Below are 22,024 nucleotides of genomic sequence, written 5' to 3'. Positions count from 1 at the left end.
CCGCACGACGAGCGCACTCCCCCGCCGCACGGCCCGCGCACTCCCCCACCCAACACCCCACACACCCCCCCACCGCACGACGAGCGCACTCCCCCGCCGCACGGCCCGCGCATTCCCTCACCCGACACCCCACACACTCCCCCGCCGCGTGGCGCGCGCGCTCCCCCGCCGCGGCGCTCTCCGCTGCCGGCCACCACGGTCCTCATTCCGGCGCCGATGCGGCGAGAACCGGTACGGCGAAACCGGCGCCGCCGTACGGCGGCCGGCCGGGGGGCGGGGGTGATGGCGACCGCGTCCAGCACGGCGCCGACGCTTCGGCACCGGCTGGCGGAGCGGGGAATCGACCGGTCATTGCTGCTGCTGGTGCCCGCGCTGGCCGTCCTGGTGGCACTGTTCCTGTATCCGATGCTGTACGGCGTGGGGTTGTCGCTCCAGCCGGCGTCCGGGGGCGGGATCTTCGCCAACTACACGGCGTTCTTCCAGGACTCCTACCAGAGCGGCACGGTGTGGCGGACGATGCGGCTGGCGCTGCCCGCGGCGCTGATCAACGTGGGGGCGTCCGTGCCGATCGCGTACCGGCTGCGCGGCCGGTTCCGGGGGCGCAGGCTGCTCACCGCGATCCTGGTCCTACCGGTGACGCTCGGCACCGTGCTGGTGGCCGACGGGTTGCTGCGCTACCTAGGGCCTAAGGGATGGTTCAACCGGGTCCTGCTCGACCTCGGCCTGATCGACGAGCCGATCCGGCTCATCTACAACTACTGGGGCGTGCTGTTCTCGCTGCTCATCACCGGCTTCCCGTTCGCGTTCCTGCTCGTGCTGTCGTACATGTCCGGCATCGACCCAACGCTGGAACGCGCCGCCGCCACCCTCGGCGCCGGCCCCCGGCAGCGCGTCAGGTACATCACGCTGCCCCTGCTCGCCCCCGGCCTCGCCACCACGTTCATCCTGGCGTTCGTGCTGGCGTTCTCGGTGTTCCCGTCCGCCAACCTGGTCGGCGAACCGGCCGACGAGACACGGGTGATGGCCATCGCCGCGTACCAGGCGGCGTTCGAGAAGTACGACTACTCGATGGCGTCCACCATCGCCGTCCTGATGGGCGTCTTCGAGCTCCTGGTCATCGCCCTGGTCCTGCTGTGGCGCGGCCGACTGTACACCGGCTCGACAGGAGGCAAGGGATCATGACCGCCCTGGACCCCAACCCCGCCACGAGGACCGGCCCGGCTCCCGAACCCGCGCGCCGCTCCGGCTCCCGGTGGGGACGGCCGTACGCCTGGCTGGTCTGGGGCGCGGTGGCGTTCTTCCTCGTCAACCTGGCCGGCCTGATCCTCTCCGTCGTCGTGGACTCGTTCGCGACCACGTGGTTCGGCACCTGGCTCCCCGACGGCTACACCGCGAGCTGGTACGCCGACGCCTGGAAGGAGTTCGGCCTGGCCCAGGTGCTTCAGGTCACCCTGCTGGTCGCGCTCGCCGTGGTCGGCATCTCCCTACTGTTCGGCGTGCCCGCCGCCTACACGCTCGCCCGGCGCGACTTCGCGGGCAAGCGCGTCGTGATGCTGCTGCTCCTGCTGCCGGTACTGCTGCCACCCATCACGTACGGCATCCCGCTCGCCACCGTCCTGTACAAGTTCCAGCTCGCCGGGACGCTGTTCGGGGTGATCGCCGCCAACCTGGTGCCCGCCCTGCCGTTCGTCGTCCTGGTGATGACCCCGTTCATCGAGCAGATCGACACCAACATCGAGTCCGCCGCCCGCATGTGCGGCGCCCGCACCAGACAGGTCTTCACCCGGATACTGGTCCCGCTCCTCATCCCCGGCATCCTCGCCGCCGGAATCCTCGTCCTGGTCCGCACGGTAGCCATGTTCGAGCTCACGTTCCTCGTCGCCGGCCCCGACAGCCAGACACTGATCGTGGCCCTGTACAGCGCCGCCTTCACCCCCGGCATCCGCGCCGCCCAGGCGATCGACGCCATGGCCGTCATCTACACGGCCCTGTCCGCGACCCTGCTGGCCCTGGCCCTGCTGTTCGTCAACCCCACCCAGATCGTGTCCCAGGTCAGGGACACCTCCACGGACTAAATCAAGGCTCTCCGGCCGCCGTTCCGGCGCGGGACGGCGGCTTCGCCGTGCCTTCGTCGAAACGGGTGCGGCGGAAGTGGCGGAAATAGTTTGGAATTCTTTTTGAACCGCGAGTGGGGTAGGCCCGTACCTGTGGCCGTACGCACATGCAGACGACATAGGAGGCCTTGATGCGGCCACGCATCGTCACGTTCTGCGCTGCGGCACTCGTCCTGGGTCTCACCACCGGCACGATCCCCGCGCAAGCTGATTCCACGTCCCGTCCCAAGGAGTCCACCAGAACCACCACAGGAAGCATGCGGTTCGCGTCAGTTCCGATGATCTCGGACCTGGCGGGCAAGGCAGACGTCACCGACCCCAAGCTGGTCAACCCCTGGGGTCTGGCAATGGGTAAGACGCTCTGGGTCTCCAACGCGGGCACAGGAACGGCGACGGTGTACTCCGGCGGCGCCGGTCTCATCACCAAGGAGAAGACCGAGGTCTGGATCCCCGGCGGCACGCCCACCGGGCAGGTCTTCAACGGGACCGACGGCTTCGAGGTCTCCGCCAAGGGCAACTCCGGACCGGCGCAGTTCATCTTCGCCAGCCCGAGCGGCGCCATCACCGGGTGGAACGCCGAGGTCGACCCCAAGAACGCGATCATCGCGGCCTTCTCCCGCCACGCCGACTACAAGGGCCTGGCGATGATGCACACCAACCGCGGGTCGTTCCTGCTCGCGGCCGACTTCGCCCGCAACCGGGTGGACGCCTACGACAGCGACTTCCGCAAGGTGCGGCTTTCCCGCTGGGCGTTCCGCGACCGGGGCCTGCCGTCGGACTACCACGCCTTCAACGTCGAGATCGTGGGCACCTCGGTCTACGTGGCGTTCGCCAAGCGCGACCCCGAGACCGGCAAGTCCATCGCGGGCCGTGGCCTCGGCTTCGTGAGCCGCTTCAACGCCACCGGCCGGTTCCTCGGACGGGTCGCGGCGCGCGGCGCGCTCAACGCCCCCTGGGCCATGATCTCCGCTCCTCGCGGCTTCGGCGGCTACTCCGGCGCCCTGCTCATCGGCAACTTCGGTGACGGCTGGATCAACGCCTACAACGCCCGCACCGGTCGCTACCTCGGCCCGCTGCGCAACGCCGCCGGCAAGGCCCTCGCCTTCGAAGGCCTCTGGGACCTGGAGCGCGGCACCGCGGAGAGCGGCGGCGAGAGCTCGATCTGGTACTCCGCCGGCATCCAGAAGGCTCAGCACGGCGTGGTCGGCCTGATCATGCCCGCCAACGCCGCAGGCGGCACCCCCACCCCGACCTCCTCGTCCTCCCCCACGCCGTCCCCGAGCTCGTCCTCCAACGGCAATAACAACAACAACTACTAAGGGCTAAGCACGTTTCCGCGAACGAACAAGCGGAAGTCGGCTGCGGGGTGGCGCGCCCCGCAGCCGTCTTTCGCGTGTTCGGACCCTTTTCCAAAAGGGCAACCGGAACACAAATCGACACCGCCGTACGACGGCGCGGGCGGCCGGTGAAATAGCCCTCACGAAAGCGCGCGAATCGCGGCGGAAGAGCGTGGTCGAATTCGCCGTCCCGGCGAGCGGTGGAATACTCCCTCGCGATCGACGGCATCCGAGCCACGCTCGGATCTGGGCCACGCTCGGATCTGGGCCACGCTCGGATCTGGGCCACGCTCGGATCTGGGCCGCCGCGCTGGGGAGGTCAGTCCAGCGCGGCCGCCTTGCGTAGCAGCACTGAGCGTTCGCGCTTGTTGGCGCACAGCCGGGCGGCCCTGTCCAGCTCGGCGCGCGCCTCCGGCCGCCGGCCGAGGCGGGCCAGCAGCTCCCCGCGTACGGTCGGGACCAGATGCGAACCGGGGAGCCGGTCCGAGGCGATCAGCTCGTCCACGATGGCCAGGGCCCGCGCCGGACCCGAGGCCATGGCCACGGCGACGGCCCGGTTGAGCTCGACCACCGGCGAGGGCGCGACCCGGCCGAGCGCCTCGTAGAGCAGCACGATCCGGTTCCAGTCGGTCGCCTCGACCGAGGGCGCCGCCGCGTGGGCGGCAGCGATCGCGGCCTGCAAGCCGTAGGGGCCGAGGCCGCGGGCCGATGCCCTGGCCAGCGCGGCCAGCCCCCGGTGGATCGCCGGGAAGTCCCACAGCCGCCGGTCCTGGTCCTCGAGCAGGACCGGCGTGCCGTCCGGACCGGTCCGGGCCGGGAAGCGCGCGGCCGTCAGCTCGCACAACGCGAGCAAGCCGTACACCTCCGGCTCGTCCGGCTGCAGCGCGACCAGCGTACGGACCAGCCGGATCGCCTCGTACGCGACGTCGGGCCGCAGCAGCCGGTCGCCCGACGTGGCCGTCGACCCCTCGGTGAAGATCACATAAAGGACGCTGAGCACGCCGCCCAGCCGTTCCCGCCGCTCACCGGCCGGTGGCAGCTCGAACGGCACCCCCGCCGCCGCGATCGTCTTCTTGCCCCGGGTGATACGGGCCTGCACGGTCGGCACGGGTACCAGGAACGCGCGGGCGATCTCCTCGCTGGACAGGCCGCCGACCACGCGCAGGGTCAGCGCCACCCGGGCCTCGCGGGAGAGCACCGGGTGACAGCTGACGAACATCAGCGCCAGGACATCGTCATCGATCTTGTCGAGGTCGATCTCCTGGTCGGCCGCGGGCCCGGCCGCCAGCAGGGCGTATCGGTCCTGCAGGGCGGCCCGGCGGCGGATCGCGTCGATCGCCCGCCGCCGGGCCGTGGCCATCAGCCAGCCCGCCGGATTGGCCGGAGAGGCACGCGGCCACGACACCAGCGCCTCAGCCACCGCCTCCTGAGCCGCGTCCTCGGCCAACCCGAAATCGCCGGTGAACCGGGTCAGCGCGGCGACGATCCGGGCCGACTCGATCCGCCAGACGGCCTCGACGTCGGCCGTACCCATCAGCTCTGGCCGTTGCTCTCGCTGCCCGGCGGGACCTCGTCGGCCTCGGCCACCCGCCGAACCTCGATCTTGGACCCGCGGACCGCCGGAACCCGCTTGGCCCACTCAACCGCCTCCTGTTTCGTGGCGACATCAAGCATGAAGTAGCCCCCGAACAGTTCCTTGGTCTCCCCGTACGGCCCATCCGTGACCACCGGCACCTCACCGCTGAAGTCGACCACGACCCCCTGCCCCGGATCGTCCAGCCCGTCAGCCGCGAGCAGGACCTCGGCCTTCAACATGTCCTCGATGAACTGGCGAGTCGTGGCCATCATCGCGTCGATATCAGCCATCATGGCCGCGTTCGTCTCATCGGTCCCCCGCATGATCAGCAGGTACTTCGACATCCCGTTCTCCTCCTCCAGCAGGACCGCCCCTCGGCCCTCGCCCTCACACGTCGAACGAGCGCCCCGCCGATCGACACGACCCCGGAAAAATCTCTCACCGCGACACTGCCGATCCCGTCAGACCGTCCCCTGAGCGATGGCCGACGCGGACACCCTGCCGAAGATGCTGATCAACTTAGTAGCGCTGCCGACCAGGATGCCCTCGGGTTCCACGGCGGGCAACCCGGCGTGTGCGAGCGTCGGGGGAAAGGTCCTCGCGGAGGGCGCGCTCCGCGCGGAAGGCGCAAGTGCTGTTCTCCCGCGGGGGACACCCCCGCACCCCCGGCCCTGCCGGGCTCATGGTGCTCCACCGCGACACGTTCCGCCGGGCCGGTGTCCCGCCGTATGACGGCGCCGTGTTCGCCGCACCACTTCCCGCCGACCCGGCGCCGGTAAGTCGAACCCAACGAGGCGACGGGACTCCGGCGCCGCCTTACGGCGGACAACCCGATGTGCTCGGACGCTCCGGAAATGGTCCTCGCGAAGGACGCGCTCCGCGCGGAAAGCGCAAGCGCTGTTCTCATGCGGGGGGTGCCCCCGCACCCCCGGCCCTGCCGGGCTCACCATGTCCGACCGCACCCCCGCCCCACCCACGGGTAAGCACTCTGGCGCCGACGCGGCCGAATCCACATGGAGCGAACCCGGCGCCGCCTTATGGCGGACAACCTACCGGGGCGCGGGGGCCGGGGGCTCACAGATCCCAGGCGGCGGCCAGACCCGCTCTCCAGACCCCCGCCGGTCGGTCTGCGGCTGGGCTTCGTGCCGCCGCTGGTCATCCCAGTGTCGTGGCGCGCAGGGCCCCTGAAACCACCTTCGGCCAAGATCCCGTACTTCGATGGGTGTCACCATGAGGCCATGAGGCACGACGGATCCTCGGCCGCCGGTGAGCGCGTCCGTCGCAGCGCGCAGCTTGAGTGTGGTGCTTCCGAGACGCCGTGGCCGCCCGGGTAAAGGGATCCGGGCCTTCATGCGTACTTGGGACGTGGAGCAAATAGGACATGAATTCAGCACGTTCTACACCGCCTCCAAAGATGACTGCCTGCGGATCGTGCTGGTCAACGTCGGCGACAGGCAACTCGCCGAGGACCTGGTGGCGGAGGCGTTCACCCGGGCCTGGACGTCCTGGCGTAAGGTGCGCGAGCACCCTGTGCCACGCGCCTGGGTGGTGCGGACAGCGCTGAACGCCCACGTGTCCTGGTGGAGGCGCCGGCGGCGCGAACTGACAGTGGACGATCCAACAGCGTTGACAGGCCTGGAGGACAGCCAGCTGGCGCGTTCGGTGGACCTGGGCCTCGACCAGGCGCTGGTTGCGGCGCTCCGGATGCTCCCACTCAGGCAGCGCGAAGTGATCACGCTAAGGGTCTTCTTCGACCTGGATACCGATGCCACGGCGAAGCTGCTCGGCATCTCCCCGGGGACCGTTGGCACGCACCTGCACCGGGCGCTGGCCACGCTCCGCGCGCAAACACAATCCTTCAGCGACCAGGAGGTCACCTCATGAACGACGACGGCATGCTGGCGGCAGTGCGAAGCTCGCTCACCAGCACCAAAGATGCCCTCACCCACGTGCACATGGACCAGCGGCCCGAGGCGATCATGGCTCGGGCCCGCAGACGCCGGCTGCGCGGCGTTGCGGGGGCGGGCACGGGCGGCCTGGCGCTGGCAATTGGCTTGGCGCTGTCCTTGTCTGGCGGTACGTCTGTAGCGTCCGGCGGCCACCCTGGCGCTCCCAGCGGATCGTCGGACGCTCGGGCGGTCCACGTCAACCTGGCCGCATGGTCGGTCAATACATTGCCGGACGGCTTGGTGAATGTGACGATCCGCGAGTTGAAGGACCCAGCGGGGCTGAGCAAGACCCTGGCTGACGCCGGCATCCCCGTGGTGCTGACGTCCGGGCACGTGTGCGACTCCCCCTACGACAAGCTGCAGGTCGAAGAAGTGGTGCGCAAACTGCCCGCAGACGACGGCCTCGCGATCTCCATCGACCCGAAGGCGATGCCGGCCGGAACGGAACTGGTGATCGGGATCGGCACCCTCCGGATCGATGGCCAGCCCCAGGAGCCTGCTGCGGCGTTTGGCCTGGAAAGGAAGGGGTCCCCGCTGAACTGCCCCGGAAAGCCCACAGCCACCAAGTAGCTCCCATCCCACTGGCCGCAAGCCAGGACGGCCAACCACACGACGGCCTGAACCGTGAACCCCGTACCAGCGGGCTCACGGCCAGGCTGCGGCCACCTGGTGCTCCGGGATCTCAGACGGCGTGTCACCAGACCCGGTGAACGTTGGTGCTCAGCGCACTAGCTGCACAAACGATCACCAGAAACGCCGTGACCAGCACAAACGCCGCCCACGGGCCAGACGCGGGCCAAGTACCCCAAACGTCGCCGCATAACGGCAAAGCCACAGGTCAGAGCATGATCCGCCGGTGCCCCTGGTTCTCCGCCGTAAGGCGGCGCCGGAGTCCCGTCGCCTCGTTGGGTTCGACTTACCGGCGCCGGGTCGGCGGGAAGTGGTACGGCGAACACGGCGCCGTCATACGGCGGGACACCGGCCCGGCGGAACGTGTCGCGGTGGAGCACCATGAGCCCGGCAGGGCCGGGGGTGCGGGGGTGTCCCCCGCGGGAGAACAGCACTTGCGCCTTCCGCGCGGAGCGCGCCCTCCGCGAGGACCTTTCCCCCGACGCTCGCACACGCCGGGTTGCCCGCCGTACGACGGCGCCGGAGTCCCGTCGCCTCGTTGGGTTCGTCTTACCGGCGCCGGGTCGGCGGGAAGTGGTACGGCGAACACGGCGCCGTCATACGGCGGGACACCGGCCCGGCGGAACGTGTCGCGGTGGAGCACCATGAGCCCGGCAGGGCCGGGGGTGCGGGGGTGTCCCCCGCGGGAGAACAGCACTTGCGCCTTCCGCGCGGAGCGCGCCCTCCGCGAGGACCTTTCCCCCGACGCTCGCACACGCCGGGTTGCCCGCCGTACGACGGCGCCAGATTGAATGAGCCGTGGGATGCCAGCGGGTGGTGACCGCGTCAGCGGCCTCCCGGCACCGCCGCCTTAGGGGCCACACGGTTCTGCCACGTCAGTGGCCGTCCGGCACCCCCACCTCCACGGCCCTCCGGCACCCCCGCGTCAGCGGCCGTCCGGCACGCCGCGGCTGGTCACGCAGTGACCGCCGCGGCGAGGGGTGGGCGGTGGTGGACAAGATTGTGAACGACAAGGGGTGGGCCAGTGCCGCCCCAACGCGATTGGGGGTTCAGGTTCTCGTCCGAGACAACAATCGTCACCGGCCAACACCGTGGGGCATGCGGCACTCGCCCCGCTGGTCACACAGGCAGCATGGAGTAGGGGCTGGTCTCCCACCGGCGCCCGGCTTACCGCCGAAAGGCGGCACCGGGTTCGCTCCATGTGGATTCGGCCGCGTCGGCGCCGAGTAGTCCCTGGGTGGGGCGGGGGTGCGGTCGGACATGATGAGCCCGGCAGGGCCGGGGGCGCGGGGGCACCCCCGCATGAGAACCCTTGCGCTTTCCGCGCGGAGCGCGTACTTCGCAAGGGTCATTTTCGTGGGCGCCCGCACCCCAGACACGTCCCCGCGCCATCCACGGGTCACTTCTCCGGCGCCGGCGCGCCGGGGCCACGTGCGGCGAAACCGGCGCCGTTTTACGGCGGCGTCGCGGCCACGCGCTCACCGGATGGCGAACGCGACGCTCGCGATGCTGGCGATGACCGTGGACAGGATGATCACCACTACCAGGGTGTTGAGGGGGTTACGGCGTTTTGGGGGGGCCACCGCAGGCCGTTTCGCCGGGGGGCGGACGGCCTTCGGCTGATAGGTGGGGTGGGTCGCGGACGGTGTCGGGGTCGGGGTTGGTGTCGGGGTCGGGGGTGGGGACTCGGCCGGGCGCGAGGGGCGGGGTGCCGCGATCGGGGGCCTTGGGCCTGGGGGAACCGGGGGCCGTACGGTCGGGGGCACGGGGACTGGTGGCTGTTTCTTGGTGGGACGTGGACGGGGTGAGACGCTCGGCGGTGGAGGCGGCGGAGGGCTCACCGTCCTGGTCGGGGTGGGGGTGGGAGTGGGCGGCGGCACCTCCTCGGGGGCCTGGGGACGGGCGCGGGGGCAGATGGGCGGTCCGAGGACGCTGATGCCGACGCGGAGGCTGACCACCACGTCGAGATCTATGCAGATGGAGACGACGTCCACGGCCACCACATCCCGCGACGGGAGGGCCGCCGGAGCGGCGAGACCTCTCGGAACGGCGCCCGGAGCGGCCAGGCCCGTAGCAGTCAGGCCAGCACTGGTCAGGCCGGGAGTGGTCAAGCGGGGAGTGGCCAGGCCCGTAGTGGTCAGGCCGGCACTGGTCAGGCCGGCACTGGTCAGGCCGGCACTGGTCAGGCCGGGAGTGGTCGCTGGGGTGCCGATTGAGGCTGCTGCCGGGAGGGCGGGGATGCCGATGGTGAGGGTGGCGGCCAGGAGGGTTGCGGTGTGGGAGAGGGGCATGGTCAGCCGCTCGTGGGGATCTGCTGGATTTCCAGGAGGGCGACGGTGAAGGCGTCTGGGCCGATGGAGAGGCCGCTGGCGAAGACGTGGGAGATCTGCCAGGCGAGGAAGACGCCTACGCCTAGGAGGCCGGACATCACGGTCAGGGGGACGAGGGTCCAGCCGCGCGGGCGCGCGCCGGCCAGGAAGGGGAACAGGATGACGATGGTGCCGGTCAGGATGGCCAGTGGCAGCACGCCGGCGGGCGGCTCGGATCGCGCGTCGGCGGCTCGCTGACGCCGTGACGACGACATCGACTGGAGTTGTTCCAGCACGGCGGCCCGTGCGTTCTTGGCGTCGTCGTCCTGGAGGACGAGGTTCCCCATCTGGGTGCGCATCGCGTTGAGCCGGGACGTGCCCTCGGGGCTCAGCCGGCCGGAGGCCATCAGCGGCCACTCCTTGCCGACGACGAAGTCGAGGTAGCCGCGCACCTGGGACTGCACCGCGGTCGCCGCCGGGGCGGGCAGCCCGGTGGCAGCCCAGTAGGTCTCGACGGCCGCCTGGCTCTCGCCGTAGGTGTTCAGCCGCGCGGCGTCCGCGGTGGTCCAGGGCACGACGATCGCGATCGCGAACACGAGCAGGAACATCGCCGAGAGCATCGAACCGGCGTGCCCGGCGGACGGCCCGTTCGGGGCCAGATCATCGGTGCCACGGCTCAGCCTCCGGAACAGGAACGCCGCCGTGCCGACCACGCCGAGCGCCGCGAGGACGGCGATTACGAGGACGAGCATGACCATCTCCATAACCTTGTCTGGGCAAGGCCGTGCGGCGCCTTACCGATCACATGCCGTCACATAACTATCACATTACGTGACCATGCCGGGCGGTCATTCACACAGACACGCACACCGTTTTACGACGGGAGAGTCAGCGGGAGTTCGTGAGATAGCGGTCGGCGAGGACACAGGTGCCCTCGGTGTACCCGGCGCCGAGCTCGCGGGCGATGTCCGCCACGGGGTGGGTGCCGATCCACGCGACCAGCAGCAGGCGGCGCAGCATGACGAACGTCCAGAGCTCCCGCTCGTCCTGTCCCGGCAGGTCGAGCACGGTCCGGTAGCCGCGGACCCAGGAGTCGAGCATCTTCGGCACCTCGGGGCGGTGCTCGATGAAGCTGACCGCGGCGGCGAAGTCGTACATGTACCAGCCGAACCCGCAGTCGTCGAAGTCGATGACGGTGGTGCCGGCGCCGTCCACCAGCAGGTTGGCCAGCCGCAGATCCGCATGGATCAGCCCATAACGGTCGGGCCCGCTGCCGTACCGGGTCAGCCGCTCCCGCAGTTCCAGCTCCAGCCGCCCGAGCACCTCGCGCTGCTCGCGGCCGATCCCGGCGCCGTCCCGCCACCGCCCCCAGCGGGGCGCGGGGCCGAACGCGGCGGGAAGGTCCCAGTGGAACCGGGTGAACCCTGCGGGACGCCCCCACCGCCGGGCGTGCGCGTGCATGCGCGCGGTGATCGCGCCGAGCGGCTCGAAGTCCTCGACCAGGCGGTCCTCGGCGGGTTCCGTGCCCGGCACGAACTCGAACATCACGCAGTGGCGCGGCGCCGCCCCCGGGTCCTCGACGGTGAGGACGCGCGAGCCGTCCCGCGCCGGGACGACGGCCGGGGTGGGCACCACGCCGTCCTCGCGCAGCGCGGTCAGCCAGTCCAGCTCGGACGCGATCGCCTCGGGCGGGTGATACCCGTGCCGGTGCACCCTCAGGATGGACCTGGCGCCGCCGTCGTCCACCAGGAACGTGGCGTTCTCCGACACGTTGAGCAGCGACACCTCCGCGTCCGGCGACACCTCGTAGCGCCGCAGCGCCCGCCTGGCCACCAGCGCGACCCGGTCGAGCACCTCGCCGCCGCCCGACAGGTCGTGCAACCGCACCGCGCCCCTCCTCGTGATCACCCCGCCACACCGCCCGAAACGCCCCGAATGATAACGTCACGCCCGTGGGGGCACGAAGAGTACTGGTCACCGGGGCGTCACGAGGCATCGGCCGTGCGGTCGCGAGCGCGTTCGCGGCTCAGGGCGATCGGGTGGCGATCCATCATCGCGGTTCGGCCGAGCTGGCCGGCGAGTTGCGCGACGCGCTCCCCGGCGACGGCCACACGGTCGTCCAGGCCGACATCGCCGACCCGGACGCCGTGCGGCGCATGGTGGACGAGGCGGCCGAGGCGCTCGGCGGCATCGACGTGCTGGTCAACAACGCCGGGGTGTGGTTCCACCACCCCGTCACCGAGACGTCGTACGAGGAGTGGCAGGCAGCGTGGCACACCACGCTGGACCTCAACCTGGTGGGCGCGGCCAACGTCATCTGGTGCGCCGTGCGCCACATGCCGCCCGGCGGCCGGATCGTCAACGTGTCCTCACGCGGCGCGTTCCGCGGCGAGCCCGAGGCGCCCGCGTACGGGGCGAGCAAGGCGGGCATGAACGCCCTCGGCCAGTCGCTCGCCATCGCCCTGGCCCCGCACGGCATCGCGGTCGGCACCGTGGCCCCCGGCTTCGTCGAGACCGACATGACCAACGAGCACCTCAAGTCCCCCCGCGGCGACGCCGTCCGCGCCCAGAGCCCGTTCGGCCGGGTGGCCCGCCCCGAGGAGATCGCCGCCGCCGTCCTGTACCTGGCCTCCCCCGAGGCCGAGTGGGCCTCCGGCACCGTCATCGACCTGAACGGCGCCTCGTACCTGCGTTAGGCCTGTTTTCCGCACGAGCCCGAATGTCCCTGATCAGGCGTTGAGGCCATCCGGCACGGTAAGTGATCGGTCCGGGTCATCGCGGGCGATGTGCGGAAAATGGGGCTAGGTCTCCACGATCTGATAACCGGGGGCGGGGAGCGCGCGGCCGAGCCCCGTGGTGGTGGCGAGCAGCAGCAGCCCCGCCGCGACGGCCTCCATGCCGTCCCCGAGCCAGGGCACCGCCTCGACGACGTCCGCGACCTCGGAGGCTTCCCCCAGATGACGCCGGGCGGCGACGGCGACGGTACGGAACACCCCTCGCTCGACGTGCGTCTCGTTGAGGAACCACGCGACGCGATGCTCCTCGGGCAGCCCTTCCGGCGGCAGCCAGTCGAAGTCCGACCGGGTCTCCACGGCCAGGAACCCCGTGATGAGACGGTACTGCCACCACTCCGGCCGGGGCCGCCCAAGACAAGCCGGCTCCAGATCCCAGGCCCGACGCGCCCCCGTCTGCGAAGGCCTGTCCCCGATGTCACTCACCCGGGCGAACGGTTCCTTGACGGTGATCCCGACAAGCCGCCCGATCCGCCACAAGGCGTCCCGCGACCCCCGCACACCCGAGTGCGGCCACTCGCCACCACCGACCAGATCGCCGCCACTGGCCGGGCCGCCGCCCTCGACCGGCTCGTCGTCGTCCAGGAGCTCGTTCAGTGTCGCGCCGTATTCCTCTCGCGCGAGTTCTTCCAGGTGGCCGAGCGCTCTGATCAGCGCCTCGCGCGCAGGTGGACCGCCGGGCATTGCCCCCTCCGTCCCCTCGCCGGCGTTCGGGGCCCCAAGGTCCCACCGCGACGCCCGCGTGTCCACGCGGTTCCATCACAATGCGGTCACCACCTCCACCGGGGACATTACGGACGCATCATCACCATCCGGACCACGTAAGGAGGTGGTGGCTTGCGGCTTCATTGGACGGAGCGCACTCTGGCTGCTATGGACGCCGGTGGGGGGTTTCGGAGAGGTCGTATGGGTGCGCTGCAGGCGTGGTCGTCCACCGAACGGCCCGAGGCGTTCAACCTCCCCGAGACCCTGACCCGCCTGCGCGACCCCGACCCCGACGCGCCCGACGACCCCGAACTACGCGGGCTGTACCACCGGGACCAGGAGGACCGCCGCGACAACCAGCTCGCCGACGGCGCCGTCGAACGCGACATCCTGCGCCGCCGACGCGGCATGGAGAAACTCGCCGCCGGCGAGGTCCGCTCCCCCTGGGACTACTACCACCTGGCCATGCTCCTCCAGCACAGCGGCCTTCCCGAGCACTACCACCTGGCCCACGAACTGTGCCGCCGCGCCGCCCCCCACTGCCCCCGCGCCCCCTGGCTCGCCGCCGCCGCCCTGGACCGCTGGCTCCTCCACATGGGCCTCCCCCAGCGCTTCGGCACCCAGTACGTGAGATCCGGCGGCCGCTGGTCCCTCTACCGAGTGGACCCGTCCACCACCGACGAGGAACGCACCACCTGGGACGTCCCCACCCTCGCCGAGGCCCACCACCAGGCCGAGAAGATGAACCACTCCGAGAACCGCTGACCGTCTCCTCAGGCCGGTGTGACCACACCCAGGCTCTTGAGCTCCTCGTCGAGGTCCCGGACGTGTTTGTTGCCCGCCCACGGCTGGAGGTGGACACGTGCCTGGCGGATCTCGTACGGAAGGCGGCCGGAGCTGTACGCGCTGCTCACGTACGCGGCTTGCCGGAGCTTGTCCGCCGCCGCCGGGATCTCTCGCTTCTGCGTGAGCGCCTCCGCGTAACGGACGAGTGTCTGGCCACGCAGGAACTTGGGCGTCCCTGGCGAGGCCAGGGTCCGCTCGGCGGCCGTGATCGCGTCGTCCGGGCGGTTCCAGGCGATCATGCAGTCAGCGGTGCAACTTTGCACCTGGTCAGCGGTCCACCAGTAAAGATAGAGAGGGTCAGCCTCGCCGAGCGGCCGTCCGGCGAGGTGAATCGAGTGGGCCAAGGCTCGCTCGCTCTCCTTGGTATCGCCGGTCCTCGCCAGCACGCGAGCCAGTTCCATGGACTGCACGGAACGTACGAGATCGCTGGAGCTTCGCCGGGCCCAGCCTTGGGCGGCGAAGGCGTGATCCAAAGCGATTTCCGGGTGACCCCGGCCGTCCGCCATCCGGCTCAGAAGGACATGCACATAGGTGATCAACCGCGCATCGGAGATCTGGTGCGCGGCGGTGATCGCATCCTGATAGCCGCTTCGCGCTTGGCGGTAGTTCAGCAGGTTGTGGTGCACATACCCCGAGAGCTGGCTGAGCTGGGCGTAGGCGGTCGTGAGCCGGTTTTGCACGGCGGGCAGCAGGGACTCCCGGGTCAGCAACCCGGCGACGAGGCGGCGTTGGGCCTCGACCGTGGGCAGGATGGCGGCGGGGCCGAAGTCGTCGTCCAGGCGGCGGCAGCGGGCCGTCAGCTTCTCGATCACCTCGACGGTGCCGGGTTCGACGCGGCCGGTGCCGCGTACGGCGCGGGAGAGGCGGTCCTCCTCGGGTGGGGTGAGGTGGCGCAGCAGGGTCAGGGCGGGGGTGCCGCCCAGGGCCAGGGCCAGTTCGAACAGCAGGTCGCGGCGTCGCACATCGGCCTCCTCGGCTCCGAGGGCGCGGAGCAGGGCGGCGCAGCCCGAAGGCGTGGGGACCGGGACCGCGCCACCTGTATCCGCCTCGGGATCCATGCTGACACGGGCGGGCGGCGTGCCCGGGACGGGACGAGACCGCTGGGGGTCGAGGTGACCGTGGTCCGTACGGTCGATGAGGTCTCGGTCGCGGGCGGTGTACGTGGCGTAGACCTCGTCGGTGACCAGGCGTCTGGCGCCGGTCCGGTAGATCTTGGCGAAGATCGCCAGGGCCCGAGCGCTCGGGCGGCGGTCCGAGCCCGGCCATGCCTCGAAGACGTACAGGCGGCATTCGCGCAGCGCGGCGCCGGCGGCGGGGTCCAGGTCGTTGTACGCGGCCACGACCTGCGCGCCGGTCAGCCCATGGGCGTAGCGGTACAGCTTCAGCGGGCCGGCGTCGTGGTACAGGGCGAAGACGCCGACGATCTGGTCGTAGCCGAACCCCTGAGCGCGCAGCGCCTCGCTGCGGCGCCGGCAGTCGAGCAGGACGCGGTAGCCGTCCCAGGATATGGCGTCCCCTCTCCTCACCCTCCCGGTTTGGTCACGTATGGTACTGGCGCCGACACTCTCCGGGGGCGGTCTTCGGCAAGCCGGAGCCCGCCGACGAGGGGAACACGCGGTCGTCTTGCCCCTTGTTCCCGCAGGTCACCGGTTCGTCCTCACGATCTACGCCCGCCCGCCGCCGGGGGATCCCCCTCGCTCACCCCACGGGCCAGATTCGCTCCCATGCACCCTGTGCCGACGAATCCCTCCACCGGCCGGCTCGCCGGGCCGGCGAAACCCATCCCGTTCCGGCTGCCGCTCACCGGCACCATGGTGTGGGCCAGGACCTTTCCCGGCAGGCTCGACCAGGCCGCGCAGGCCCGCCGGTTCGCGCGGTTCCTGCTCGCGGAGACGCCGTGGGCCGACGACGCCGAGCTGATCGTGTCCGAGCTGGCGGGCAACGCCCTCCGGCACACTCGCAGCGGCGGCGCGGGCGGGCGGTTCGCGGTCGAGGTGGCGCTCGGGCGGGCCTCGCCGGGCCGGGTGGCGGACGGCGTCGTCGTCACCGTTCAGGACAACGGGGGCGGCGGGGTGCCGCGCCTCGGCGGGGACGGGCCGCCCGACACCGAATCGGAGCACGGGCGGGGGCTGGCGATCATCGCAACCGTCGCCACCCGGCTCGGCTACCAGGGGAATCCCGAAACCGGTCACAGCGTCTGGGCCTACCTCGCGCCGGAACGCACCGGAAGTCGATGATCGTTTCCGGGTCGTGCCGGGTAGAAGATCGGCATGGCCAGATCAGCGCACAGGCTCCGCCGGGGCATCGCCCTGCCCGGGGCGGTGCTCGGTGCCGGGCTGGGTGGGTTCGTGGACGGGATCCTGCTCCATCAGATCCTGCAGTGGCACCACATGTTGTCCAGTACGGACACCGACAACATCGGGGTGCACTACTACCCGTCGGACACCGTGGCCGGGCTGCGGATGAACACCCTGTGGGACGGGTTCTTCCACGCCTTCACCTGGCTGGCCGTGCTCATCGGGCTCAGCCTGCTGTACTACCGGGTCACCCTGTCCCGGGGGCGGGTGTGGCGGTCGCGCGCGCTGTGGGGGTGGATCCTCGTCGGGTGGGGCCTGTTCAACCTGGTGGAGGGGGTCGTCGACCATCATCTCCTCGGGATCCATCACGTACGCGACGGGCCGTACCGGCTGTGGTGGGACCTCGGGTTCCTGGCCCTCGGGGTGGCGCTGGTGGTGGTCGGGTGGCTCGTCCAGCGGCGTACGCCGGCGGTCGACCTTTGCGAGGGGCGCGCCGCCGGGGCGTTCCCCCGGTCGCGGTGAGTCACGACCACGCCGGGCTGCTGCCTCTCGGGGTGCTCGCCGCGGTGGCGGTCGCGTATCTGGTGCTCGCGGCCCGCGCGACCGGCTGGGATCCGTGGCGGACGGCGAGCTTCGCCTGCGGCGTCGTCCTGGCCGCCGCCGCCGTCTCCGGCCCCGTCCCACTGCTGGCGATGACCGACTTCCGGGGCCACATGCTGCAGCACCTGCTCATCGGCATGCTCGCCCCCCTCGGCCTGGTCCTCGGGGCGCCGGTGACGCTGCTCCTGCGGTCCCTTCCGCCCGTCGCCGGGAAGCGCCTCGGCCGTACCCTGCGCAGCCGCCCCTTCCACCTGCTGGCGAACCCCTGGACCGCGCTGACCCTGAGCACCGGCGCCATGGCGGCCCTCTACTGCACTCCCTTGTACCGCCTGACCTCGACCACCCCGTCACTCCACCACACCCTGCACGCCCACTTCCTCCTCTCCGGCTACCTGTTCACCTGGTCGATCGCCGGCCCCGACCCCGCCCCGAACCGCCCCCCGGTCCCCCACCGCCTACTGACCCTCGGCGTCGCCATAGCGGCCCACGCCACCCTGTCCCAACTCATGTACGCCGGCCTCCTCGTGGACATCCCCGCCCCCGCCGACCAACTCCGCGGAGCCGCCGAACTGATGTACTACGGCGGCGACATCGCCGAACTACTGCTTGCCTTCGCCCTGGTCTCCCACTGGCGCCCGGCCTACCGCCGTACGACGGCGCCGGATCCGCCGTACCACTTCCCGCCGGCGCGGCGCCGGATTGAATGAGCCCTGGGGATGCCAGCAGGTCGTGACCGCACCAGCGGCCAGCACCGCCGCCTCAGCGTCCGTCCAGCACTCCGCGTCAGCGGCCACACGGCACCCCCACGCCAGCGACCACACTGTTTCTGCCACATCAGCGACCATCCGGCACCGCCACGCCAGCAGCCACACGGTTCTGCCACATCAGCGACCACACGGCACCCCCACGCCAGCAGCCACACGGTTCTGCCACGCCAGCGACCATCCGGCACCCCCACGTCAGCGACCACACGGCACCGCCGCGCCAGCGGCCGTCCGGCACCGCCGCGCCAGCGGCCGTCCGGCACCGCCGCGCCAGCGGCCGTCCGGCACGCCGCGGCTGGTCACGCAGTGACCGCCGCGGCGAGGGGTGGGCGGTGGTGGACAAGATTGTGAACGACAAGGGGTGGGCCAGTGCCGCCACAACGCGCTTGGGGGTTCAGGTTCTCGTCCGAGACAACGATCGTCACCGGGTAGCACCGGTGGCTCGCGCGGTACTCGCCCCGCTGGTCACGCGGGGGGCGTGGAGTGAGTGAGGAAGTGCTGGTCTCCGACTGGCGCCCGGCTTACCGCCGTACAACGGCGCCGGATTCGCCGTACCACTTCCCGCCGTCGCGGCGCCGGATTGAATGGGCCCTAGGGATGCCAGCGGATCGTGACCGCGACAGCGGCCGCAGCTCCGCCCCTCAGCGGCCGTCCGGCACCGCCGCGTCAGCGGCCGTCCGGCACGCCGCGGCTGGTCACGCAGTGACCGCCGCGGCGAGGGGTGGGCGGTGGTGGACAAGCTTGTGAACGACAAGGGGTGGGCCAGTGCCGCCACAACGCGCTTGGGGATTCAGGTTCTCGTCCGAGACAACAATCGTCATGGGCCAACAGTGGTGGTTCGCGCGGTACTCGCCCCGCTGGTCACGCGGGGGGCGTGGAGTGGGTGAGGAAGTGCTGGTCGCTCACTGGCGCCCGGCTTACCGCCGTACGACGACGCCGGATTCGCCGTACCACTTCCCGCCGTCGCGGCGCCGGATTGAATGAGCCCTAGGGATGCCAGCGGATCGTGACCGCGCCAGCGGCCAAGCGGCACCGCCGCCTCAGCGACCACACCGCACCCCCGCGTCAGCCGTCGCGGCGCCGGATTGAATGAGCGCTGGGGATGCCAGCGGATCGTGACCGCGTCAGCGGCCACGCGGCACTGCCGCGTCAGCCGCCACGCCGCACCGCCGCGTCAGCGGCCGTCCCGCGCCGCCGCGGCTGGTCACGCAGTGACCGCCGCGGCGAGGGGTGGGCGGTGGTGGACGAGCTTGTGAACGACAAGGGGTGGGCCAGTGCCGCCCAAGGCGAATGGGGTTCAGGTTCTCGTCCGGGACCACGGTCGTCACCGGCCAACGCCGGGGAGGGCACGCGGTACTCACCCCCGCTGATCACGCAGGAGGTGTGGAGTGGGTGAGGAGGTGGGCGTAGTTAGTCAGGGAGCGTTGGTAGCGGGGGAGGTGGGGGGCCAGGGCGGTTAGGGAGAGGGTGAGGGCTTCGCGTTCTTGGCCGGTGTCGGCGAGGGCGAGGGCCAGGAAGGCGCGGATGGCGTCGTCCAGGTGGTCGGAGGGGGCCGTCAGCTCGGGGGTTAGGAGGGCGATGCTTTCCTCGGGGTGGCCCAGGTTGCGGAGGGAGCTGGCCAGCTGGATCACGGTGCGGCGGCGGCGTTCGCCGGTGGTGCCTTTGGCCAGGGCTTCGCGGTAGAGGGGGACGGCGTGGCCGGGGTGGCCGGTGGAGTCGTAGGCGGCGGCGCGTTCGAAGGAGGCGTCGCCGTCGTCGGAAGGGAGTTCGGCGGCGAGTCGGTCGATGAGGGCGCGGAAGTCTTCTTCGGGGAGGTGGTCGAGCTGGGTCCAGGCTTCGGCCACTCGGCGATCCCAATCCTGTTTGTCCATGAAGGGGAGCATTTCAGGCACCTCGTAGGTCGGCGTCGGCGAGGGTGGATCTGGCCTGGCGGACGATGGCCTCGTCGACGAAACGGCCGTCCGGGAGGAGGGTGGCGCCGGAGCCGGAGGCGGTGAGGACGGCCTGGGCGGCCTCGATCTCGGGGGCGGTGGGACGGTAGGCGGCCTCGATCACCGCGAGCTGCGCGGGGTGGATTGCGGCGCGGCCGCGGAAGCCCATCGCGCGGCCGAGGCGGCAGGACACGGCCAAGCCCTCCAGGTCGCGGAGGTCGGTGTAGGCGGACTGCGCGGGGGCGGGCAGCCCGGCCGCCCGGGCGGCGACCACGACGCGGGAGCGGGCCCAGGCGAGCCCGGCCTCGTCGCGTACGCCCAGCTCGGCGCGCAGGTCGGCCTCGCCCAGCCCGATGGACGCCACCGAGGAGTGGGCGGTGGCGATCTCGTACGCCCTCTCCAGCCCGATGGCCGACTCGATGAGCGGATGCAGCGGCACCCCGGGCACGGCGTCCGCGATGGCCCGGATCAGCGCGGGCGACTCGACCTTGGGCAGCCGGATCCCCGCCGTGCCCGCGACCACCGGGGCGAGGTCCCGCAGGTCGGCCTGCCCCCACGCGGTACGCACGTCGTTGACCCGCACCTGCACCCGCGCGGCCCGCACCACGGAAACGGCCACCTCGCCGGACCGCGTCCGCCCCCGCGGCGCGGGCACCTCACCGGGCCGCGCCTCAGCCCAAGGAGCGGACTCGCCAGGCCGTGTCCCAGCCCGAGGAACGGGGGGCTCACCGGGCCGCGCCTCAGCCCAAGGAGCGGAGGACTCACCGGGCCGTGTCCCAGCCCGAGGAGCGGAGGGCTCGCCGGAGCTCCGTGAAGGCCCAGGTGCCGACCGCAGTGAGCCGAGCAGCGCGACGACCTGAGCGCGGGCCGCCTCCTTGGCGGTGGGGGCGACGGCGTCCTCCAGGTCGACGATCACCATGTCGGCGGGGCCGTTCAGGGCCTTGGTGATCAGCGTGGGGCGGTCGGCGGGGGTGTAGAGCCAGGTGAGCATTCAGATCACGCCCTTGGCGCGGAGGGCTTCGAGGTCGGCGGGAGTGAGGCCCAGGGTGGTCAGGATGGCGGTGGTGTCGGAGCCGTGGGGTCGGCCCGGCCAGTTGATGTGGCCGGGGGTGGCGGACAGGCGGAACATGACGTTCTGCATACGAATCGGGCCGAGGCCGGGATCTGTGACGGTGGTGATGGCGTCCAGGGCGGTGAGCTGGGGGTCGGCCATCACGTCGCGGACGTCGTAGACGGGGGCGACGGCGGCCTCGGCCTTCTCGAAGGCGGTCAGCACCTCGTCGCGGGTGCGCTCCCCCACCCAGGCGGCGACGGCCGCGTCCAGTTCCTCGGCGTGCTCGGCCCGGCCGGCGCCGGTGGCGAACCACGGGCGGTCCACCAGCTCGGGGCGGCCCACCAGGCGCATCACCCGCTCGGCGATGCTCTGCGCCGAGGTGGACACCGCGACCCAGGAGCCGTCCGCGCAGCGGTAGGTGTTGCGCGGCGCGTTGTTGACCGAACGGTTCCCGGTGCGGGGCGGCACCACGCCGAGCTGGTCGTAGATGGTGGGCTGGGCGCCGAGCACGGTCAGGATCGGCTCGACGATCGACATGTCGACCACCTGGCCGGTGCCGGACGCCTCCCTGGCCCGCAGCGCGGCCATCACGGCGTACGCGGTCGCCAGCGCGCAGATGCCGTCGGCCAGCCCGAACGGCGGCAGGGTGGGTGGCCCGCCGGGCTCGCCGGTCATCGCGGCGAACCCGCTCATCGCCTCGGCGAGGGTGCCGAAGCCGGGGCGCCGCGCGTACGGGCCGAACTGCCCGAAACCGGTCACCCGGGCCAGCACCAGGCCGGGGTTGGCGGCGCTGAGCCGCTCGTAGGACAGGTTCCAGCGTTCCAGCGTGCCGGGCCGGAAGTTCTCGATGACGACGTCGGCGTCCGCGACCAGCCGCAGCAGCAGGTCCTGCCCCTCGGGGGTGGACAGGTTCAGCGTGAGAGCGCGCTTGTTGCGGGCGAGCATCTTCCACCACAGTCCCCCGGGCCCGTGCCCCCGCGACGGGTCCGGTCTGGTGGGATGCTCGACCTTGATCACGTCGGCCCCGAAGTCTCCGAGCAGCATCGCCGCCATCGGCCCAGCGAACAGCGTCGCCAGGTCCAGGACCCGGATGCCGTCCAGAGCGCCTTCCATGTGTTCT

General features: G+C 71.3%; 20 protein-coding genes. 10 read left to right on the top strand and 10 right to left on the bottom strand.

Features of this window, described 5'->3' with window-relative positions; all coding sequences use genetic code 11:
- The first annotated feature begins 282 nt into the window (after window positions 1-282).
- From ACFP1K_RS33350 to ACFP1K_RS33340, 3 genes are all read left to right on the top strand, one after another.
- Entirely contained in the window at window positions 283-1,182 is a 900-nt protein-coding gene (locus ACFP1K_RS33350; protein WP_380760932.1) for an ABC transporter permease, read from the top strand.
- Window positions 1,179-2,075 carry an ABC transporter permease gene (locus ACFP1K_RS33345; RefSeq protein WP_380760930.1) on the top strand — a complete coding sequence of 299 codons (897 nt, stop codon included), beginning with the start codon at window positions 1,179-1,181 and terminating at the stop codon, window positions 2,073-2,075. The genes ACFP1K_RS33350 and ACFP1K_RS33345 overlap by 4 nt, the downstream gene beginning before the upstream one ends.
- A gap of 170 nt (window positions 2,076-2,245) precedes the next feature.
- Window positions 2,246-3,433, top strand: a complete 1,188-nt coding sequence (locus ACFP1K_RS33340) for a TIGR03118 family protein (protein WP_380760928.1) — start codon at window positions 2,246-2,248, stop codon at window positions 3,431-3,433.
- A 337-nt stretch (window positions 3,434-3,770) separates the two neighbouring features.
- Here the strand turns inward: ACFP1K_RS33340 and ACFP1K_RS33335 are convergent, their stop codons facing one another.
- Both ACFP1K_RS33335 and ACFP1K_RS33330 read right to left on the bottom strand, forming a co-directional pair.
- A complete protein-coding gene (locus ACFP1K_RS33335) occupies window positions 3,771-4,985 on the bottom strand; it encodes an RNA polymerase sigma factor (protein ID WP_380760926.1) in 1,215 nt (404 codons plus the stop codon).
- The gene (locus tag ACFP1K_RS33330; RefSeq protein WP_380760924.1) at window positions 4,985-5,371 is read right to left on the bottom strand and encodes a YciI family protein; all 387 of its coding nucleotides are present in this window, start codon (window positions 5,369-5,371) and stop codon (window positions 4,985-4,987) included. Before ACFP1K_RS33330 ends, ACFP1K_RS33335 begins: the two co-directional genes overlap by 1 nt.
- 1,006 nt (window positions 5,372-6,377) lie before the next feature.
- Between ACFP1K_RS33330 and ACFP1K_RS33325 the strand changes: the two genes are divergently transcribed.
- Together ACFP1K_RS33325 and ACFP1K_RS33320 are read left to right on the top strand one after the other, a co-directional pair.
- Entirely contained in the window at window positions 6,378-6,911 is a 534-nt protein-coding gene (locus ACFP1K_RS33325; RefSeq protein WP_380760922.1) for an RNA polymerase sigma factor, read from the top strand.
- The gene (locus ACFP1K_RS33320; protein ID WP_380760918.1) at window positions 6,908-7,546 is read left to right on the top strand and encodes a hypothetical protein; all 639 of its coding nucleotides are present in this window, start codon (window positions 6,908-6,910) and stop codon (window positions 7,544-7,546) included. The genes ACFP1K_RS33325 and ACFP1K_RS33320 overlap by 4 nt, the downstream gene beginning before the upstream one ends.
- Before the next feature lie 1,538 nt (window positions 7,547-9,084).
- Here the strand turns inward: ACFP1K_RS33320 and ACFP1K_RS33315 are convergent.
- The 3 genes from ACFP1K_RS33315 to ACFP1K_RS33305 form a co-directional block, all read right to left on the bottom strand.
- Window positions 9,085-9,897 (bottom strand): hypothetical protein, encoded by an 813-nt coding sequence (locus tag ACFP1K_RS33315; RefSeq protein WP_380760916.1) that lies wholly within the window; start codon window positions 9,895-9,897, stop codon window positions 9,085-9,087.
- Between the two features lie 2 nt (window positions 9,898-9,899).
- The gene (locus ACFP1K_RS33310) at window positions 9,900-10,667 is read right to left on the bottom strand and encodes a bestrophin-like domain (protein ID WP_380760914.1); all 768 of its coding nucleotides are present in this window, start codon (window positions 10,665-10,667) and stop codon (window positions 9,900-9,902) included.
- Window positions 10,668-10,803: 136 nt separating this feature from the next.
- The gene (locus tag ACFP1K_RS33305; RefSeq protein WP_380760912.1) at window positions 10,804-11,802 is read right to left on the bottom strand and encodes a phosphotransferase enzyme family protein; all 999 of its coding nucleotides are present in this window, start codon (window positions 11,800-11,802) and stop codon (window positions 10,804-10,806) included.
- Window positions 11,803-11,867: 65 nt separating this feature from the next.
- On the opposite strand from ACFP1K_RS33305, the gene ACFP1K_RS33300 reads away from it, so the two are divergent.
- Complete coding sequence (locus ACFP1K_RS33300) at window positions 11,868-12,611, top strand: SDR family NAD(P)-dependent oxidoreductase (protein ID WP_380760910.1); 744 nt, start codon at window positions 11,868-11,870, stop codon at window positions 12,609-12,611.
- 105 nt (window positions 12,612-12,716) lie between these two features.
- Here ACFP1K_RS33300 and ACFP1K_RS33295 read toward each other — a convergent pair whose 3' ends face one another.
- The gene (locus tag ACFP1K_RS33295) at window positions 12,717-13,391 is read right to left on the bottom strand and encodes a hypothetical protein (RefSeq protein WP_380760908.1); all 675 of its coding nucleotides are present in this window, start codon (window positions 13,389-13,391) and stop codon (window positions 12,717-12,719) included.
- Window positions 13,392-13,613: 222 nt separating this feature from the next.
- On the opposite strand from ACFP1K_RS33295, the gene ACFP1K_RS33290 reads away from it, so the two are divergent.
- Window positions 13,614-14,177, top strand: coding sequence for a hypothetical protein (locus tag ACFP1K_RS33290; protein WP_380760907.1), 564 nt, complete (start codon window positions 13,614-13,616; stop codon window positions 14,175-14,177).
- Between the two features lie 8 nt (window positions 14,178-14,185).
- Here ACFP1K_RS33290 and ACFP1K_RS33285 read toward each other — a convergent pair whose 3' ends face one another.
- Window positions 14,186-15,784: a hypothetical protein gene (locus ACFP1K_RS33285; protein ID WP_380760905.1), complete on the bottom strand. Its 1,599-nt coding sequence runs from the start codon at window positions 15,782-15,784 to the stop codon at window positions 14,186-14,188.
- 207 nt (window positions 15,785-15,991) lie between these two features.
- Here ACFP1K_RS33285 and ACFP1K_RS33280 point away from each other — a divergent pair, with 207 nt between their 5' ends.
- From ACFP1K_RS33280 to ACFP1K_RS33270, 3 genes are read left to right on the top strand one after another with little or no spacing between them, the layout of a single operon-like run.
- A complete protein-coding gene (locus ACFP1K_RS33280) occupies window positions 15,992-16,495 on the top strand; it encodes an ATP-binding protein (protein ID WP_380760903.1) in 504 nt (167 codons plus the stop codon).
- A 33-nt stretch (window positions 16,496-16,528) separates the two neighbouring features.
- Window positions 16,529-17,077 (top strand): DUF2243 domain-containing protein, encoded by a 549-nt coding sequence (locus ACFP1K_RS33275; protein WP_380760901.1) that lies wholly within the window; start codon window positions 16,529-16,531, stop codon window positions 17,075-17,077.
- Window positions 17,074-17,862 (top strand): cytochrome c oxidase assembly protein, encoded by a 789-nt coding sequence (locus ACFP1K_RS33270; RefSeq protein WP_380760899.1) that lies wholly within the window; start codon window positions 17,074-17,076, stop codon window positions 17,860-17,862. Before ACFP1K_RS33275 ends, ACFP1K_RS33270 begins: the two co-directional genes overlap by 4 nt.
- Window positions 17,863-19,289: 1,427 nt before the next feature.
- On the opposite strand, the gene ACFP1K_RS33265 is transcribed toward ACFP1K_RS33270, so the two are convergent.
- From ACFP1K_RS33265 to ACFP1K_RS33255, 3 genes are read right to left on the bottom strand one after another with little or no spacing between them, the layout of a single operon-like run.
- A complete protein-coding gene (locus tag ACFP1K_RS33265; protein WP_380760897.1) occupies window positions 19,290-19,790 on the bottom strand; it encodes a tetratricopeptide repeat protein in 501 nt (166 codons plus the stop codon).
- A 13-nt stretch (window positions 19,791-19,803) separates the two neighbouring features.
- Window positions 19,804-20,841: an HpcH/HpaI aldolase/citrate lyase family protein gene (locus tag ACFP1K_RS33260; protein ID WP_380760895.1), complete on the bottom strand. Its 1,038-nt coding sequence runs from the start codon at window positions 20,839-20,841 to the stop codon at window positions 19,804-19,806.
- Window positions 20,842-22,017, bottom strand: a complete 1,176-nt coding sequence (locus ACFP1K_RS33255; protein ID WP_380760893.1) for a CaiB/BaiF CoA transferase family protein — start codon at window positions 22,015-22,017, stop codon at window positions 20,842-20,844.
- Window positions 22,018-22,024: the final 7 nt, after the last annotated feature.

The organism is Sphaerisporangium aureirubrum (assembly GCF_042658925.1).
GTDB classification, from domain to species: Bacteria; Actinomycetota; Actinomycetes; order Streptosporangiales; family Streptosporangiaceae; genus Sphaerisporangium; species Sphaerisporangium aureirubrum.
Note: the sequence above shows the minus strand (reverse complement) of the source record. Positions and strands in the feature narration are given on the sequence as shown.

Excerpts from the sequence above, each read along its gene's own strand:
- ACFP1K_RS33275 (WP_380760901.1), top strand. The coding sequence starts at position 16,529 with ATGGCCAGATCAGCGCACAGGCTCCGCCGGGGCATCGCCCTGCCCGGG.
- ACFP1K_RS33260 (WP_380760895.1), bottom strand. The coding sequence starts at position 20,841 with ATGCTCACCTGGCTCTACACCCCCGCCGACCGCCCCACGCTGATCACC.
- ACFP1K_RS33290 (WP_380760907.1), top strand. The coding sequence starts at position 13,614 with ATGGGTGCGCTGCAGGCGTGGTCGTCCACCGAACGGCCCGAGGCGTTC.
- ACFP1K_RS33310 (WP_380760914.1), bottom strand. The coding sequence starts at position 10,667 with ATGCTCGTCCTCGTAATCGCCGTCCTCGCGGCGCTCGGCGTGGTCGGC.
- ACFP1K_RS33320 (WP_380760918.1), top strand. The coding sequence starts at position 6,908 with ATGAACGACGACGGCATGCTGGCGGCAGTGCGAAGCTCGCTCACCAGC.
- ACFP1K_RS33295 (WP_380760908.1), bottom strand. The coding sequence starts at position 13,391 with ATGCCCGGCGGTCCACCTGCGCGCGAGGCGCTGATCAGAGCGCTCGGC.
- ACFP1K_RS33325 (WP_380760922.1), top strand. The coding sequence starts at position 6,378 with ATGCGTACTTGGGACGTGGAGCAAATAGGACATGAATTCAGCACGTTC.
- ACFP1K_RS33255 (WP_380760893.1), bottom strand. The coding sequence starts at position 22,017 with ATGGAAGGCGCTCTGGACGGCATCCGGGTCCTGGACCTGGCGACGCTG.
- ACFP1K_RS33345 (WP_380760930.1), top strand. The coding sequence starts at position 1,179 with ATGACCGCCCTGGACCCCAACCCCGCCACGAGGACCGGCCCGGCTCCC.
- ACFP1K_RS33330 (WP_380760924.1), bottom strand. The coding sequence starts at position 5,371 with ATGTCGAAGTACCTGCTGATCATGCGGGGGACCGATGAGACGAACGCG.
- ACFP1K_RS33335 (WP_380760926.1), bottom strand. The coding sequence starts at position 4,985 with ATGGGTACGGCCGACGTCGAGGCCGTCTGGCGGATCGAGTCGGCCCGG.
- ACFP1K_RS33265 (WP_380760897.1), bottom strand. The coding sequence starts at position 19,790 with ATGGACAAACAGGATTGGGATCGCCGAGTGGCCGAAGCCTGGACCCAG.
- ACFP1K_RS33350 (WP_380760932.1), top strand. The coding sequence starts at position 283 with ATGGCGACCGCGTCCAGCACGGCGCCGACGCTTCGGCACCGGCTGGCG.
- ACFP1K_RS33315 (WP_380760916.1), bottom strand. The coding sequence starts at position 9,897 with ATGCCCCTCTCCCACACCGCAACCCTCCTGGCCGCCACCCTCACCATC.
- ACFP1K_RS33340 (WP_380760928.1), top strand. The coding sequence starts at position 2,246 with ATGCGGCCACGCATCGTCACGTTCTGCGCTGCGGCACTCGTCCTGGGT.